This is a genomic window from Microbacterium sp. SA156 (assembly GCF_049065455.1).
Classification (GTDB): Bacteria; Actinomycetota; Actinomycetes; order Actinomycetales; family Microbacteriaceae; genus Microbacterium; species Microbacterium barkeri.
In genome coordinates this window covers 1-12680 of sequence record NZ_JBAKGU010000016.1, presented here as the reverse complement: position 1 = coordinate 12680, position 12680 = coordinate 1, and the positions used below count along the sequence as shown (strand labels likewise).

Annotated in this window: 16 protein-coding genes and 1 rRNA gene; 6 read left to right on the top strand and 11 right to left on the bottom strand. The window is 71.3% G+C overall.

All coding sequences use genetic code 11. The annotated features are described in order from the left end of the window. Window positions 1-20: 20 nt before the first annotated feature. From ACOWU6_RS14050 to ACOWU6_RS14035, 4 genes are all read right to left on the bottom strand, one after another. Window positions 21-410 (bottom strand): nitroreductase family deazaflavin-dependent oxidoreductase, encoded by a 390-nt coding sequence (locus tag ACOWU6_RS14050; protein WP_421076067.1) that lies wholly within the window; start codon window positions 408-410, stop codon window positions 21-23. A 198-nt stretch (window positions 411-608) separates the two neighbouring features. Then, window positions 609-1580, bottom strand: coding sequence for an SDR family oxidoreductase (locus ACOWU6_RS14045; RefSeq protein ID WP_421076066.1), 972 nt, complete (start codon window positions 1578-1580; stop codon window positions 609-611). 10 nt (window positions 1581-1590) lie between these two features. Continuing rightward, complete coding sequence (locus ACOWU6_RS14040) at window positions 1591-2031, bottom strand: pyrimidine dimer DNA glycosylase/endonuclease V (RefSeq protein ID WP_421076065.1); 441 nt, start codon at window positions 2029-2031, stop codon at window positions 1591-1593. Beyond that, entirely contained in the window at window positions 2028-2315 is a 288-nt protein-coding gene (locus ACOWU6_RS14035; RefSeq protein ID WP_282980131.1) for a GNAT family N-acetyltransferase, read from the bottom strand. The genes ACOWU6_RS14040 and ACOWU6_RS14035 overlap by 4 nt, the downstream gene beginning before the upstream one ends. A gap of 461 nt (window positions 2316-2776) precedes the next feature. Here ACOWU6_RS14035 and ACOWU6_RS14030 point away from each other — a divergent pair, with 461 nt between their 5' ends. The 3 genes from ACOWU6_RS14030 to ACOWU6_RS14020 are packed head-to-tail and all read left to right on the top strand — an operon-like array spanning window position 2777 to window position 4740. After that, entirely contained in the window at window positions 2777-3496 is a 720-nt protein-coding gene (locus ACOWU6_RS14030; RefSeq protein WP_421076064.1) for a winged helix-turn-helix domain-containing protein, read from the top strand. Window positions 3497-3543: 47 nt separating this feature from the next. Beyond that, window positions 3544-4527, top strand: a complete 984-nt coding sequence (locus ACOWU6_RS14025; protein ID WP_421076063.1) for a DNA-3-methyladenine glycosylase family protein — start codon at window positions 3544-3546, stop codon at window positions 4525-4527. An 18-nt stretch (window positions 4528-4545) separates the two neighbouring features. Further along, complete coding sequence (locus tag ACOWU6_RS14020) at window positions 4546-4740, top strand: hypothetical protein (RefSeq protein WP_271174366.1); 195 nt, start codon at window positions 4546-4548, stop codon at window positions 4738-4740. Window position 4741: 1 nt separating this feature from the next. Here ACOWU6_RS14020 and ACOWU6_RS14015 read toward each other — a convergent pair whose 3' ends face one another. The 4 genes from ACOWU6_RS14015 to ACOWU6_RS14000 all read right to left on the bottom strand — a co-directional run bounded on the left by ACOWU6_RS14015 (window position 4742) and on the right by ACOWU6_RS14000 (window position 8588). Then, complete coding sequence (locus tag ACOWU6_RS14015) at window positions 4742-5497, bottom strand: ABC transporter ATP-binding protein (RefSeq protein ID WP_421076062.1); 756 nt, start codon at window positions 5495-5497, stop codon at window positions 4742-4744. Further along, on the bottom strand, window positions 5494-6540 hold the full coding sequence (locus tag ACOWU6_RS14010) for an iron chelate uptake ABC transporter family permease subunit (RefSeq protein WP_421076061.1): 1047 nt from the start codon (window positions 6538-6540) through the stop codon (window positions 5494-5496). The genes ACOWU6_RS14015 and ACOWU6_RS14010 overlap by 4 nt, the downstream gene beginning before the upstream one ends. Continuing rightward, entirely contained in the window at window positions 6533-7519 is a 987-nt protein-coding gene (locus tag ACOWU6_RS14005) for an ABC transporter permease (RefSeq protein ID WP_421076060.1), read from the bottom strand. Before ACOWU6_RS14005 ends, ACOWU6_RS14010 begins: the two co-directional genes overlap by 8 nt. Before the next feature lie 64 nt (window positions 7520-7583). Then, window positions 7584-8588, bottom strand: coding sequence for a siderophore ABC transporter substrate-binding protein (locus ACOWU6_RS14000; protein WP_421076059.1), 1005 nt, complete (start codon window positions 8586-8588; stop codon window positions 7584-7586). A 146-nt stretch (window positions 8589-8734) separates the two neighbouring features. Between ACOWU6_RS14000 and ACOWU6_RS13995 the strand changes: the two genes are divergently transcribed. Beyond that, on the top strand, window positions 8735-9517 hold the full coding sequence (locus tag ACOWU6_RS13995; protein ID WP_421076058.1) for a siderophore-interacting protein: 783 nt from the start codon (window positions 8735-8737) through the stop codon (window positions 9515-9517). 3 nt (window positions 9518-9520) lie between these two features. Here ACOWU6_RS13995 and ACOWU6_RS13990 read toward each other — a convergent pair whose 3' ends face one another. After that, entirely contained in the window at window positions 9521-10081 is a 561-nt protein-coding gene (locus ACOWU6_RS13990) for a hypothetical protein (protein WP_271174361.1), read from the bottom strand. A 103-nt stretch (window positions 10082-10184) separates the two neighbouring features. Between ACOWU6_RS13990 and ACOWU6_RS13985 the strand changes: the two genes are divergently transcribed. Further along, entirely contained in the window at window positions 10185-10481 is a 297-nt protein-coding gene (locus ACOWU6_RS13985) for a DUF503 domain-containing protein (protein ID WP_282980125.1), read from the top strand. Window positions 10482-10486: 5 nt separating this feature from the next. Here ACOWU6_RS13985 and coaBC read toward each other — a convergent pair whose 3' ends face one another. After that, the gene (coaBC, locus tag ACOWU6_RS13980; RefSeq protein WP_271174359.1) at window positions 10487-11701 is read right to left on the bottom strand and encodes a bifunctional phosphopantothenoylcysteine decarboxylase/phosphopantothenate--cysteine ligase CoaBC; all 1215 of its coding nucleotides are present in this window, start codon (window positions 11699-11701) and stop codon (window positions 10487-10489) included. Window positions 11702-11772: 71 nt separating this feature from the next. Here coaBC and ACOWU6_RS13975 point away from each other — a divergent pair, with 71 nt between their 5' ends. Next, the gene (locus ACOWU6_RS13975; protein ID WP_421076057.1) at window positions 11773-12501 is read left to right on the top strand and encodes an NRDE family protein; all 729 of its coding nucleotides are present in this window, start codon (window positions 11773-11775) and stop codon (window positions 12499-12501) included. 82 nt (window positions 12502-12583) lie between these two features. On the opposite strand, the gene rrf is transcribed toward ACOWU6_RS13975, so the two are convergent. Next, window positions 12584-12680, bottom strand: a 5S ribosomal RNA gene (gene rrf, locus ACOWU6_RS13970); the annotation flags it as partial.

Below are 12680 nucleotides of genomic sequence, written 5' to 3'. Positions count from 1 at the left end.
TCGCGACTTGGCATTCCCAATCACGATTGCTCCACGCACAGCCGCCGGAACTCCCTCCTCCGCAGCAGCTTCAGCAGCCATGACGCCGGCGCCCCGAAGGCCCTCAGCCCTTCCTCCACGCCGCAGGGCTCGACGGACGTGATCTCGAACCACTCTCCTCGGTAGAGCACGCGCCCGCCGCCGGCGACCACGTTGCGGTACCAGTTCACCTGCGGGCCGTACGTCAGCTCGGCGACGAAGCCCTCGGGCACGCGCGCGAGGATCAGCGGTGCTTCGAAGGTCCGGCCTGAGCGCCGTCCGACATGCTCGATGAGCGAGAACGGACCCCACCCGCTCCGCGCCGCGCGCAGCGTCAGCGGGTTGAGGGTGCGGTTGAGCACCTTCAAGAATGTCGACTTCACGCGGGTCATGGGAGTCCTCTCCGGGACCATCTTGCGCCGTTTCGACGCGCGGAGACCAGTGTGAGGAAGGTCATGAGGTCGGCTTGCGGCGTTTCGACTCGCTCCGCTCGCTCAACGACCGGGAGGGCGCTCGCTCAACGACCGGAAGGGAGGCATCGTTCAACGACCGGGAGGGAGCGATCGCTCAACCGCCGGGCGACCCCGCCCCTACGCCCCGTGCTTCGCGATGAGCCGATCGAACGCGGCATCCAGCTCCGCGTCCACCTCCTGGCGCGACAGATCCGCTCGATGCCACTCGACGATCTCGCGCGCACCCTCCGCGAACGGCGTCGTCGCCGTCCATCCGGGCACGAGCTGCTTGGTCCGCGTGTTGTCGAAGATCACCGAGTGCGCCTTGTCGCCCACGAGCCCGGGGCCCATCTCGGGAAGCTCGCGGGCGATCGCGTCCGACGCCACGTGCACGATCTCCGGCTCGCGGCCGAGCGCGCGGCCGAGAAGCCGGGCGATCTCATCCCACGTGAGGCTCTCGTCGCTCGTGATGTGCACCGCCTGCCCGAGCGCGTGCGGATTGCCGAACAGCCCGACGAACGCCCGAGCGAAGTCGCGCGAGTGGGTGAGCGTCCACCAGCTCGTGCCGTCGCCGTGCACGACGATCGGCCGCCCGTCGAGGATGCGCTGCAGCGCGGTCCACTTGCCCTCGAGCGGGATGAGCGACGGACCGTACGTGTGGCTCGGCCGCACGATCGTCATCGGGAAGCCCGACGCGCGGTACGCCGCCACGAGCAGGTCCTCGCTCGCGATCTTGTCGCGCGAGTACTGCCAGAACGGGTTCCGCAACGGCGTCGACTCCACGATCGGCAGCTGCGCAATCGGCTTCTGATACGCCGACGCACTCGAGATGTAGATGTACTGCGCCGTCCGGCCCTCGAAGATCCGGATGTCGTCGGCCACCTGCTGCGGAGAGAAGCTGCGGAAGTTCGCGACGACGTCGAACGTCTCAGCGCCGACCGCGCGCTCGATCGATGCGGCGTCACCCGCGTCGCCGACGAGCGAGCGCACGCCATCCGGCACCTCGCTCTTCCCGCGGTTCAGCACGGTGACGTCGTGCCCGCGCGCGAGCGCCTCCTCCGTCACGTACGAGCTGATGTTGCCGGTGCCGCCGATGAGGAGGATGCGCATGGACGCCACGCTACTCCCGCCCGCGCTCCCAGGGCTCGACGTCGCCGGGCACGATCACGAAGAGCGGATGGCTGTCGCGCGTGAGGCGCGCGGCATGCGCCTCATGGAGCTCAGGAGAGCGGATGGCCAGCTTGCGCAGCAGATGACCCCATTCGAACTCGAGCTGGCCCGCGGTCGCGGGGATCGCCTCGACCTCGCCGTGTGGCGGCACCGCGATGCGCTCGGCGTCGTATCGATAGCCTCGGCGGGTCGACTCCTCCTGCACGCCGGCGAGGTAGGCGCCGATCGCCGCCTCCGGATCCGCGTGGGCGCGGAAGCGGTCGAGCTGCGGGTGCGCGGTGTACCCCTTCGTCCGCCCCAGGAGCACCGCCTGCGCGAGCAGCCCCTCACGCCAGACGGCGGTGAGCCCCTGCCGATCGAGGAGCGAGGGGTGCAGCGTCCAGAGCCTCACGAAGCGAGCAGGCCGGCGCGCTCGGGATGCTCCGCGAACCAGTCGGCCACGTACCAGCACACCGGCAGCACGCGCCGATCGCCGCGGGACTCGATGTCGGCGACCGCGCGCTCGGTCACGACCGCGGCGTAGCCGTGCCCTCGGAAGCGCGGATTCGTGTACGCGCGTGTGAGCGCGACCGTGCGCCCGTTGTCGCGGTAGTCGAGGATGCTCACGAGGTCGTCGCCCCGCCGCAGCTCGTAGCGCGACGCCTCGGGCGCGTGGGTGAAGTGGAGCTCGGTCACCCTCCGAGAGTACGCCCGCCCACCGACATCAAGGCGCGTGCAGATCGCCCTGCCGGGAGGCTCTCAGACGCGCACATCCGTCACATTTCTTCACGCAGGCCGTCACATCCGGACTCCGTTTGACACACCCCGACACGCCCGGACATAATCGGCGACATGACTGACAGCACACAGCCCTTGTCCGCCTGGGAGGCGAACGGGACTGCCGGCATGATGATGGCCGGCTGTGTTGTCACGTGCTGTCGAATGTGCAGCTGACGTCGGATAACCCCTCAGCAGCACCGCCAGGGCACAGCGAGACCCCCATGGTCGCAACGCCCCCGAGCTCCGATCACCCCGGCAGCTTCGACACCGCCGCATCCGGCACCGGCCGAGCTCACGATCAGGCGATCACCGCCGGTCCGGCCGCACCTCAGCACGACCGAACCCACCGGGTTCCCCCGCAGAAGGACTCCATCATCATGTCTGCTTCCCTCCTCGAGCGCCCCGCGACCGTCCGCCCCGCCGCTTCCACCGCCCGTCCGACCCACCTCCGCGCCGTCCCCTCCCCCGCCGAGGCGCCGCAGACCGGCCCGCAGCCGGGCGTCTCGCCCCGCGGCTTCGCGCTCTACGTCGGGCTCGACGAGGCCAAGGCCGTCGCCGACGGCGTCTCGCTCTCGACGATCGTCGAGGCGCTCCGCCGCACCATCGCGGAGCTCTCCCCCAGCGCCGAGACCTACGCGGCCGTCGCGCTCGCTCCGCAGAACGCGGGTGGCCGCGACGTCGACGTCGTCCGCCTCGCCCTCAAGGAGCCGGGTGCGGTCGCCCGCGTCCAGCCCGAGACGACCGAGCCCGAGCAGGCCGAGGGCGTCGTCGTCGACATCTCGCGCAAGCGCGTCCTGCTCGACGGCGAGTCGGCCGCCCTCACGTTCAAGGAGTTCGAGCTGCTGCAGTACCTCGTCCTCCGCGAGGGCCGCACGATCGAGCGCACCGAGCTCGTCGAGTCGCTGTGGCAGGCGCAGAGCGAGGACGACGTGCCCGGCGAGCGCACCATCGACGTGCACGTGCGCCGCCTGCGCGCGAAGCTCGGGCGCTACGAGGACATCGTCCGCACCGTGCGCGGCGTCGGCTACCGCTTCGACCGCCACGCCGACGTCACCATCCGGTACGGCGCCGGCGCCCCGTCGCCCGACCGCTTCTGACCCGCGCCGCGCACCGCTTTGTCGGGTGCGGGGCGTAGCGTGGCGGCATGATCCCTCAGGCCGCGCTCGAGTCGCGCTTCGCGACGCGCGAGCGCGACCCGCGGCCCGACCCCGGCCCGCGCCTCGAGACGGTCTACCGCCCGCGGCGCCCTCTCGACCTCTACGCGACGGTCGCCGTGCTGCAGCGCGGCCCGGGCGATCCGGCGCAGGCCTTCGACCGCGGCGTGGTCTGGCGCGCGACGCGCACCCCCGACGGCATCGCGTGCACGGCGCTGCGGCAGACGGCGGATGGCGCGGTGCGCGCCGCGGCCTGGGGCCCGGGGCGCGCGTGGGCGATCGCCCAGGTGCCCGCCCTCTGCGGCGCGCTCGACGATGACGGCGACTTCGACGCACGCGCCCATCCGCTCATCGCGGACGCGCACCGGCGGCACCCCGGCCTCCGCATCGCGCGCAGCGACCTGCTCTTCGACGCGCTCGCGCAGTCCATCACCGAGCAGAAGGTGACCCTGCGGCAGGCGTTCGGCGCCTGGCGCTCCCTCGTCACGTGGTTCGGCGAACGCGTCCCCGGCCCGACACCGCGGCCCCTGTTCGCGCCGCCCTCGATCGACGGCTGGCGGCTCATCCCGTCGTGGGCATGGCACAGAGCAGGGCTCGAGCCGCCGCAGGCGCGCACCATCGTCGAGGCGGCCCGACGCGGACCCTCGCTCGTACGGGCGGCGCTCGACGCGGCGGATGGCGATGGTCGCGACCGCGCCCTCACGGCCATCCGCGGGATCGGCCTCTGGACCGCATCCGAGACGCGCATTCGCGCGCTCGGAGATCCGGACGCCGTGAGCGTGGGCGACTTCCATCTCGCGCATCAGGTCGGGTATGCGCTCACCGGCTGCCGGACGGACGACGACGGCATGCTCGAGCTGCTCGAACCCTGGCGCGGGCAGCGCTACCGGGTCATCCGCCTCATCCTCGCGTCCGGCGCGAGCGAGCCGCGGCGAGCGCCGCGCCTGCACATGGAGGACCACCGCGACCGCTGAGCGCGGCATGATGGTGGCATGACCCGCGGCCGCACCCTGCTCATCGCCCTCGGCGTGCTCGCGCTCGCCATCATCGTCGGGCTGATCCTGGGCAACGTCGGCCTCGGCATCGTGCTCGGCCTCGTCGTCGGGCTCATCCTCTTCATGTCGTTCGAGTCGCGCCGCGGGCGCAACCAGGGCGTGAACGACGAGGATCACGGCATCGAGCTGTAGGTCAGTAGTAGACCGCGAGCGGCCCGTTCGGGCCCGCCACCACCTGCACCGGGGTGTCGAAGACGCGCGTCAGCACCTCGTCGGTGAGGATCTCGTCGGGCGTGCCGAACTCGACGATCCTGCCGTCCTTGACCGCGCAGATGCGATCGGCGTAGTGGCCCGCGAAGTTGATGTCGTGCAGCACGATGACGATCGTCCGCCCGAGCTCCTCGGCCGCGCGCCGCAGCTGCTTCATCATCTGCACGGAGTGGCGCATGTCGAGGTTGTTGAGCGGCTCGTCGAGCAGCACGTACTCGGTCTCCTGCGACAGCACCATCGCCACGTAGGCGCGCTGCCGCTGACCGCCCGAGAGCTGGTCGAGATAGCGGTTCTCGAGCGCCGTGAGATCGAGGAAGTCGATCGCCCGGCTGATGATCTCCTCGTCCGCCCGCGTCAGACGCCCCTTGGAGTACGGGAAGCGCCCGAACGACACGAGCTGGCGCACGGTCAGTCGCGTGATGAAGTGGTTCTCCTGGCGGAGGATCGAGACGATGCGAGCGAGGTCCTTCGAGGCCGTGCTCGCGACGTCGCAGCCCGCGATCTCGATGCTGCCCTCGTCGATGCCGAGCAGGCGGCCGATCATCGTGAGGAGCGTCGACTTCCCCGCGCCATTCGGCCCGACGAGGGCCGTGATGCCGCCCTCGGGGATCTGCAGATCGACGGGGCCGATCGCGACCTCGGTGCTGTAGTCCTTGCGGACGCCGGTGAGCGAGATCACAGCCTGCCCTTTCTGAGGATGACGAAGAGGAAGACGGTTCCGCCGACGAGCTCGATGATGATCGAGACGACGCCCTGCGCGGCGAAGACGTTCTTCATGACGAAGTACGCCCCGGCCAGGACCACGAAGCCGGTCAGCGCGGCGACCGGGAACACGAGACGGTGGTCGTACGTGTCGGCGAACTGGTAGGCGAGCGTCGCGACGAGGAAGCCGAGGAACGTCATCGGACCGACCAGGGCCGTCGAGACCGCCATGAGGATGGACACGAAGAACAGCATCCGCATGACCTCGCGTCGGTGGTCGATCCCGAGGCTCGTGCTCAGGTCGCGGCCGAGGGCGATCGCGTTGAGCCGGCGGCCGTTCGCGAGGATGAAGATCACCGCGAGGCCCACGAGCGGGAGGGCCACGGGCAGGTAGGAGGCGTCGGCGTTCGCGATGCTCCCGAACAGCCGGGCCGCGAGCACGTCGAACTCGCTCGGCGTGAGCAGCCGCTGCATGAAGGTCGAGACCGAGCCGAGGCCCGCGCCGATGACGATCCCGACGAGGAGCATGATGTGGAGGCTTCCGTACCGCCCCGACAGCAGCCATCCGTAGAGCAGCAGCGAGAGCCCGCCCATGAGGGCGACCTGCAGGAGGAACTGCGGCACGCCCTGAAGCGCGACCACGCCGGCCGCGCCGAGGACGTAGACCGCCGATGTCTGCACGGCCGTGTAGAGGGACTCGAAGCCCATGATCGACGGGGTGATGATCCGGTTCTCGGTGACCGTCTGGAACGTCACCGTCGCGATCGCCTGGCACACCGCGACGACGGTCAGCACGACGAGGTTCGTCGCGCGGAGGTTCGCGATGCGCCAGAACCCCTCGGAGCCGACGGGCATCGGGTTGTCCCACGCGAGCAGTCCGAACGCGGCGCCGGCCGCGAGGGCGGCGAGCACCGCGAGCAGGATGGCGTAGCGGCGCCGCGCGCGGAGGGTCGGCAGCGGCGCGGCGCTGCGACGGATCGCGGCGCCTGCGGGAGCGAGGACGGTTCGGGTGTCAGCCACGTCGACGCTGCCTCAGGAGAAGGAGGATGAAGACGGCGGCACCGACGACACCCAGGATCAGGGACACCGGCACCTCGAACGGCATGATGATCGTCCGCCCGACGAGATCGCACACCGTGACGATCGCGATGCCGAGCAGGCAGACCCACGGCAGGTTGCTGCGCAGGTCGTCGCCGCGGACCATCGACACGACGTTGGGAACGATCAGCCCGAGGAAGGGAAGGTTGCCGACGACCACCGTCACGACGCCCGTGGCGACCGCGATGAGGGCGGTTCCGAGGAGCATGATGCGGTTGTAGTCGAGGCCGACGTTGGTCGCGACCTCCTCGCCCAGGCCCGCCACCGTGAAGCGGTCGGCGGCGATGAAGATCGCGATCCCCACCGCCAGGACGACCCACAGCGGCTCGTACTGACCGCGCAGGACGGAGGTGAAGCTGCCCGCGAACCACACGCCGAGGCTCTGCAGCATGTCGGTCTGCAGGGCGAAGAACGTGGAGACCGAGCCGACCACGGCGCCGAGCATGATCCCGACGATCGGCACGATGAGCGAGGACCGGAGCGAGACCCTGCGCAGGAAGAGGAAGAAGACCATCGTGCCGACGAACGCAGCGACGACCGCGCCGACCATCCGCGTGAGGATGCTCGCGTCGGGGATGAGCACCATAACCGCGAGGAGGCCGAGCCCCGCCCACTCCGTCGTGCCCGTCGTCGTGGGCTCGACGAAGCGGTTCTGCGTGAGCAGCTGCATCACGAGGCCGCACATCGCCATCGCCGCGCCCGCGAGCACGAGGGCGATCGTCCGGGGGATCCGGGTGATCGCGAACATCTCGGCGCCGTCGTCGGCGCCGAGCACGTCGTAGACGCCGACGAAGAGCGAGAGCACGAGCAGCGCCGCGACCACGGCGACGCCGATCAGCAGCCGAGCGTCGAAGAGACGGCTGCGGCGCGCGGGCGCCGCGGTGGGGATGGCCTGAGTCATGGGGTCCTCTGTGTCGGCGGCGGGCCCGCATCCTGCGGGCCCGCCGCCGTTCAGCCGTGTCGGATCACGCGCCCGCTTCGAGGGCGTCGGCGAAGTCGTTGAAGAACTCCGTGTACGTCTGGATGCCCTCGTTCGTGTACGTGTCGGCGGGCATGTACACGATCTGGTCCTCCTGCACGGCGGTGACGCCGGCGAGCGCCTCGGAGTCCTCGAGCACCTCGGCCGCCTGCGTGTACTCCGGGTCGTCTGCGGCGACGGCCGCGTCACGGTCCATCACGAGGAGCCAGTCCGGGTTCGAGTCGGCGATCGCCTCGACGGAGATGTCGTCGCCCTGGTGGTCCTCGCTCGACTCCGGGACCTCGAGCGCGGGGGTGAGACCGAGGATGTCGAACACCGGGCCGAGCGTGCGGCCGTTGCCCGGCGCGGAGTACCCGATCTCCCCGCCCGACGTGATGACCGCCATCACCGAGTCGGCCGGGTCGTAGGCGGCCTTCACGCGCTCGATCGCGGCGTCGAGGTCGGCCGCGAGCTCCTCGGCCTCGGCCTGCTTGCCGAAGACCTCGCCGAGCACGGCGACCTGGCGCTTGAGCTCCGCGTCGAAGGGCTCGCCCTCGCGCGGGTCGAGCTCGAGGATCGTCGCGTCCGGCGCGAGCGCCGCGAAGTCGTCGTGGTACTGCGCGAAGCGCTGACCGTTCACGATGAGGTCGGGCTCGGCCGCGACCACGGCCTCGAGGTCGGGCTCGTTGTGCGTGCCGAGGTCGACGATCGTGTCGTCGGTCGTGTACGGGATCGTCTCGGGCATGAGCGACACGGCGGCGGCGGAGAGCTCGATGCCCCAGTCGCTGAGCGTCTCGAACGTGCGGTTGTCGGTCGCGACCACCGACGTCGGCGGGACGGCGACCGTCTGCGTGCCGTTGTTGTCCTCGACCTCGACCGAGGTCGGCTCGGCGGCCGCCGACTCCTCGGGAGCGGCCTCGGCGCTGTCATCGGCAGCGGAAGCGCAGCCGGCGAGAGCGAGGGCGGATGCCGCGACGAGCGAGAGCGCGGCGATCGGACGGGTCGTGGACATAGCGGTGCCTCCTGGGTCGGAGAGCGCGGTGTCATCCGCGGTCTCGTGGGGGACGATGCCGGGAGCGCCGCTCATCCTCGGGACGCTCGATTCAGGTAAGCCGAACCTAACCGGATCGGAGGAAGGCTAACCTAAGTCTTATGCACTTGTCGAATTCCACGGACGCCCGCTTCGCACTCGAGCGCTCGCGCGTCGACCTCCGCTTCCGGTTCACACGGCTCGCCTCCCGCGAGTGGATCGGTCCGGACTACGTCCGGGTGCGCGTTCAGGGCGACGACCTCGCGGGCTTCGGCGAGGGCCTCGGCCACGACGACCACATCCGCATCTTCTTCCCCGACGGCGCCCCGTCGAGCGTCGAGGAGATGCGCGAGGCGCCGAGCCGCGAGTTCACCCCGCTGCGGTGGGGCGAGGACTGGCTCGACCTCGAGTTCGCCGTGCACGGCGACGAGGGCGTCGCGGGCGTGTGGGCTGCCGGCGCCCCGATGGGCTCGCTGCTCGGCGTCGGGGGCCCGCGCGGCACGCTGCGCATCGACGGCGCGCCCGACGCGTGGCTCCTCGCGGGCGACGAGACCGCCATCCCGCAGATCCGCCGCTACGCTGCGGCGATCCCGGATGGCGCGAGCGCCCGCGTGCTCGTGGAGGTCGCGGATGCCGCGCATGAGGTGCCGATCGATGCACCGGTCGCCGTGGAGTACGTGCATCGGGACGGCGCCCGCCCGACATCGGCGCTCATCTCCCGGCTCGACCAGCTCACCGAGGCCGACCGGCCCGATGGCGACGTCTTCGCGTTCATCGCCGCCGAGCAGGCGGTCGTCAAGGCCGGGCGCTCGCTCGCCGTCGACCGCTGGTCGCTCGACCCCGAGCGCATCGTCGTCAAGGGCTACTGGAAGGCCGACGAGAGCGGCGCGACGTACCACGCCGCGCACTGAGGCTCACGGGTTCGAGCCGACTCCGTCGAGCCACTCGGCCCAGTGCGCCTTCCACCACTCCGCCTCCTCGGGCGTGGGCAGCTTCTCGTGCGTGACCGTGAGGCGCGTGCCGTCACCCGCGTCCTCCGCGGTGAACGCCACGATCCCCGTCTCGATGCCCTCGTGGGTGACGCGGAAGCGCAGGTTCTTCGCCGTGGGCCGCGAGAGCAGCTCGGTCTCGACCTCGCCGAGCAGCTCGCGCCGCAGCGCGTCATCGAGCAGCGCGTCGCGCAGGGTGTCGGCCTGCACGCGGAGACGCCGGCTGCGCGAGACGCTGAACGTCCCGTCGGGCATCTGCCCCGGCAGCCGCAGCCCTCGGATGCGCTCGTAGCCGACGGTCACGGACTGCGCCCACCACGCGTCGACCGCGTGCGCGTCGACGAGCCAGCGGGCGATCGCCGTGTGCCCGGCCTCGGGGCCCGGGCCGGCGTCGATGAGGGCGACCCACTCGTCCCATCCGCGCCCTGTGCTCGCCGTGACCGTGGCGTCGTCGACCGTGGGCTGCGCGATCCAGGTGCTGCTCATGCGCGGAGCCTACGCCGCGTCGCTGGCGATATCCCGGACATCTCGGGTGGATCCATCCGCTGCGCGCTCACGCGCGCCGAGGCGGCCATGCGACACTGGCGCCATGTGGATCGGCTGGGTCGAGTTCGACGTCCTGCTGGGTGACGTGCACTCCCTCAAGGAGAAGCGGAGCGTCATCCGGCCGCTCATCGCGAACCTCTCCCGCCGCACCGAGGCCGCCGCCGCGGAGGTGGGTGCGCACGACCTGCACCGGCGGACCGCGATCGGGCTCTCGGTCGTGGGCGCCGACCTCGCGCACGTGCGCGACGTGCTCGACCGCGCCGAGCGCGTACTCGCGGAGGAGCACCCCGAGGTGACGCTCCTGTCCGTCCGACGGGGACTGCACTCGAGCGACGACTGAGGGGGTCAGCTCCGCACGGCGAGGATGGCGTCGATCAGCGCATCGGCGACCTCGCGCTTGGAGCCGGTGACGGATGCCGCGACCTGGTCCTGCGCGTCGATGATCGTGAGCGCGTTGTCGGCCTGCTCGAAGCCCTCCGACCATCCGACCGCGTTCACCGCGAGGAGATCGACGCCCTTCCGTCGACGCTTCCGCACCCCGCGCTCGAGAAGGGTCTCCCCCTCCGCGGGCGTCTCGGCGGCGAAGCCGACGACCGTCTGGCCCGGCCTCCGGTCGGCGGCCAGTCCCGCGAGGATGTCCTCGTTCTCGACGAGCTCGAGCGTCGGGGGCACGCCGCCGGCCGCCTCCTTCGTGAGCTTGCTCTCGGACACCGACGCGACGCGGTAGTCGGCGACCGCCGCGGCCATGATCACGACATCGACGCCGGGCGCCACCTCGCGCATCTCCGCGGCGAGCTCGGCGGCCGTGCCGGCGACGCGCACCCGGATGCCGGGGTGGCCCTCGAGGGCGCTCCGGACGGATTCGTCCACATGCGCGAGCACCGCGGTCACCTCAGCCCCGCGATCGGCGGCCGCGATCGCGATGGCCGCGCCCTGGCGACCGCTCGAGCGGTTGCCGAGGAAGCGGACGGGGTCGATGGGCTCGCGCGTCCCACCCGCGGAGACGGCGATACGGAGCCCGGCGGCATCCTGGCGTCGCGCGAGGATCGCGCGCAGAGCCTCGTGGATCCGCTCGGGCTCGGCCATCCGACCCGGCCCGACGTCGTCCCCCGTGAGCTGCCCCGACTCCGGGCCGACGAAGAGCACGCCGCGGCGGCGCAGGGTGTCGACGTTCGCCTCCGTGGCGGGATGCCGCCACATCTCCGTGTGCATGGCCGGGGCGACGATGACCGGCGCCGTCGTCGCGAGCAGCGTCGTGCCGAGGAGGTCGTCCGCGATGCCCGCGGCCATCCGCGCGAGCGTGTTCGCGGTGGCAGGCGCCACGACGACGAGGTCGGCCGCCTGGCCCAGCGCGACATGGCGCACGCTCGCGACGTCCTCATGCACGGATGTCGTCACCGGATGGCGGCTGATCGCCTCCCAGGTCGGCAGACCGACGAAGCGCAGCGCGTCAGCGGTGGGCACGACGTGCACGTCGTGACCGTCCTTCACGAGCAGCCGCACGAGGTGCACGGCCTTGTACGCGGCGATGCCGCCGGACACTCCCACGACGATGTTCATCGAGTGCGATTCTCCCATCCGTCTGGCCGCCCGGCACCTCTCCGCGCGGCCGTAGGCTGATCGGGATCGCTATGTGCACCGTCGTCATCCGCATTCCCGAGCCCGGCGCCACCGCCGAGCCCATCCGCCTTCTCGCCGTGCGCGACGAGGACCCGGCTCGCCCGTGGAACCCGCTCGGCTCGTGGTGGCCACAGCTGCCGGACGTCGTCGGTGTGCAGGATCGCCTCGCGGGAGGCGCATGGCTCGCAGCCCGGCCGGGCCGCCTCGCGGTGCTGCTCAACCGCGCCGGCGAACCGGATCTCCCCGCCGCTCAGATCGCCTCGCGCGGGGGCATCGTGCTCGACGCGGTCGGCGGCGCCACCCCGCAGGGAGAGCTCCGCACCCTGGGCTTCAACCTCGTCGAGGTCGATGGAGACAGCGCGTCGGTCGTCTCGTGGGACGGGCAGGAGCTGCGACGCGAACGCCTGTCCCCCGGCACGCACATGATCGCGCACACCGATGCGGACGACCCGGCCACGCCGCGCATCGCGGCATGGCACGCGGCCTTCGAGGCCGCGTCGACGGATGGCGATGCGAGCGGATGGTGGGAGCCATGGCTGAAGGTGCTCGCGCAGAGCGCCGAGCTCAGCCCGGAGGACGACCGCGCGATCATCCGCGACAACCGCCCACACGGCTACCCGACGCAGTCTCTCCTGGCGTGCGTGGCATCGGTCTCCGCGCAGACGACCGACGTGCGGTACGCCGAGCTGCCCCACGCGGGCGAGTGGTCGCCGCTGAGCTTCGACCCGCCGCGCGGCTGACTGCCGCGAGGCGGTGTTCGGGTGAGTGCTGTGTGATGCACGAAAGGCCACCCGGCGTTGGGTGGCCTTTCGTTCAGGTTAAGTCCGGCGGTGTCCTACTCTCCCACAAGGTCCCCCTTGCAGTACCATCGGCGCTGAGAGGCTTAGCTTCCGGGTTCGGAATGTGGCCGGGCGTTTCC

Excerpts from the sequence above, each read along its gene's own strand:
- ACOWU6_RS14000 (WP_421076059.1), bottom strand. The coding sequence starts at position 8,588 with ATGTCCACGACCCGTCCGATCGCCGCGCTCTCGCTCGTCGCGGCATCC.
- ACOWU6_RS14020 (WP_271174366.1), top strand. The coding sequence starts at position 4,546 with ATGACCCGCGGCCGCACCCTGCTCATCGCCCTCGGCGTGCTCGCGCTC.
- ACOWU6_RS13985 (WP_282980125.1), top strand. The coding sequence starts at position 10,185 with ATGTGGATCGGCTGGGTCGAGTTCGACGTCCTGCTGGGTGACGTGCAC.
- ACOWU6_RS14045 (WP_421076066.1), bottom strand. The coding sequence starts at position 1,580 with ATGCGCATCCTCCTCATCGGCGGCACCGGCAACATCAGCTCGTACGTG.
- ACOWU6_RS14030 (WP_421076064.1), top strand. The coding sequence starts at position 2,777 with ATGTCTGCTTCCCTCCTCGAGCGCCCCGCGACCGTCCGCCCCGCCGCT.
- ACOWU6_RS13975 (WP_421076057.1), top strand. The coding sequence starts at position 11,773 with ATGTGCACCGTCGTCATCCGCATTCCCGAGCCCGGCGCCACCGCCGAG.
- ACOWU6_RS14050 (WP_421076067.1), bottom strand. The coding sequence starts at position 410 with ATGACCCGCGTGAAGTCGACATTCTTGAAGGTGCTCAACCGCACCCTC.
- ACOWU6_RS14005 (WP_421076060.1), bottom strand. The coding sequence starts at position 7,519 with ATGACTCAGGCCATCCCCACCGCGGCGCCCGCGCGCCGCAGCCGTCTC.
- ACOWU6_RS13990 (WP_271174361.1), bottom strand. The coding sequence starts at position 10,081 with ATGAGCAGCACCTGGATCGCGCAGCCCACGGTCGACGACGCCACGGTC.
- coaBC (WP_271174359.1), bottom strand. The coding sequence starts at position 11,701 with ATGAACATCGTCGTGGGAGTGTCCGGCGGCATCGCCGCGTACAAGGCC.
- ACOWU6_RS14025 (WP_421076063.1), top strand. The coding sequence starts at position 3,544 with ATGATCCCTCAGGCCGCGCTCGAGTCGCGCTTCGCGACGCGCGAGCGC.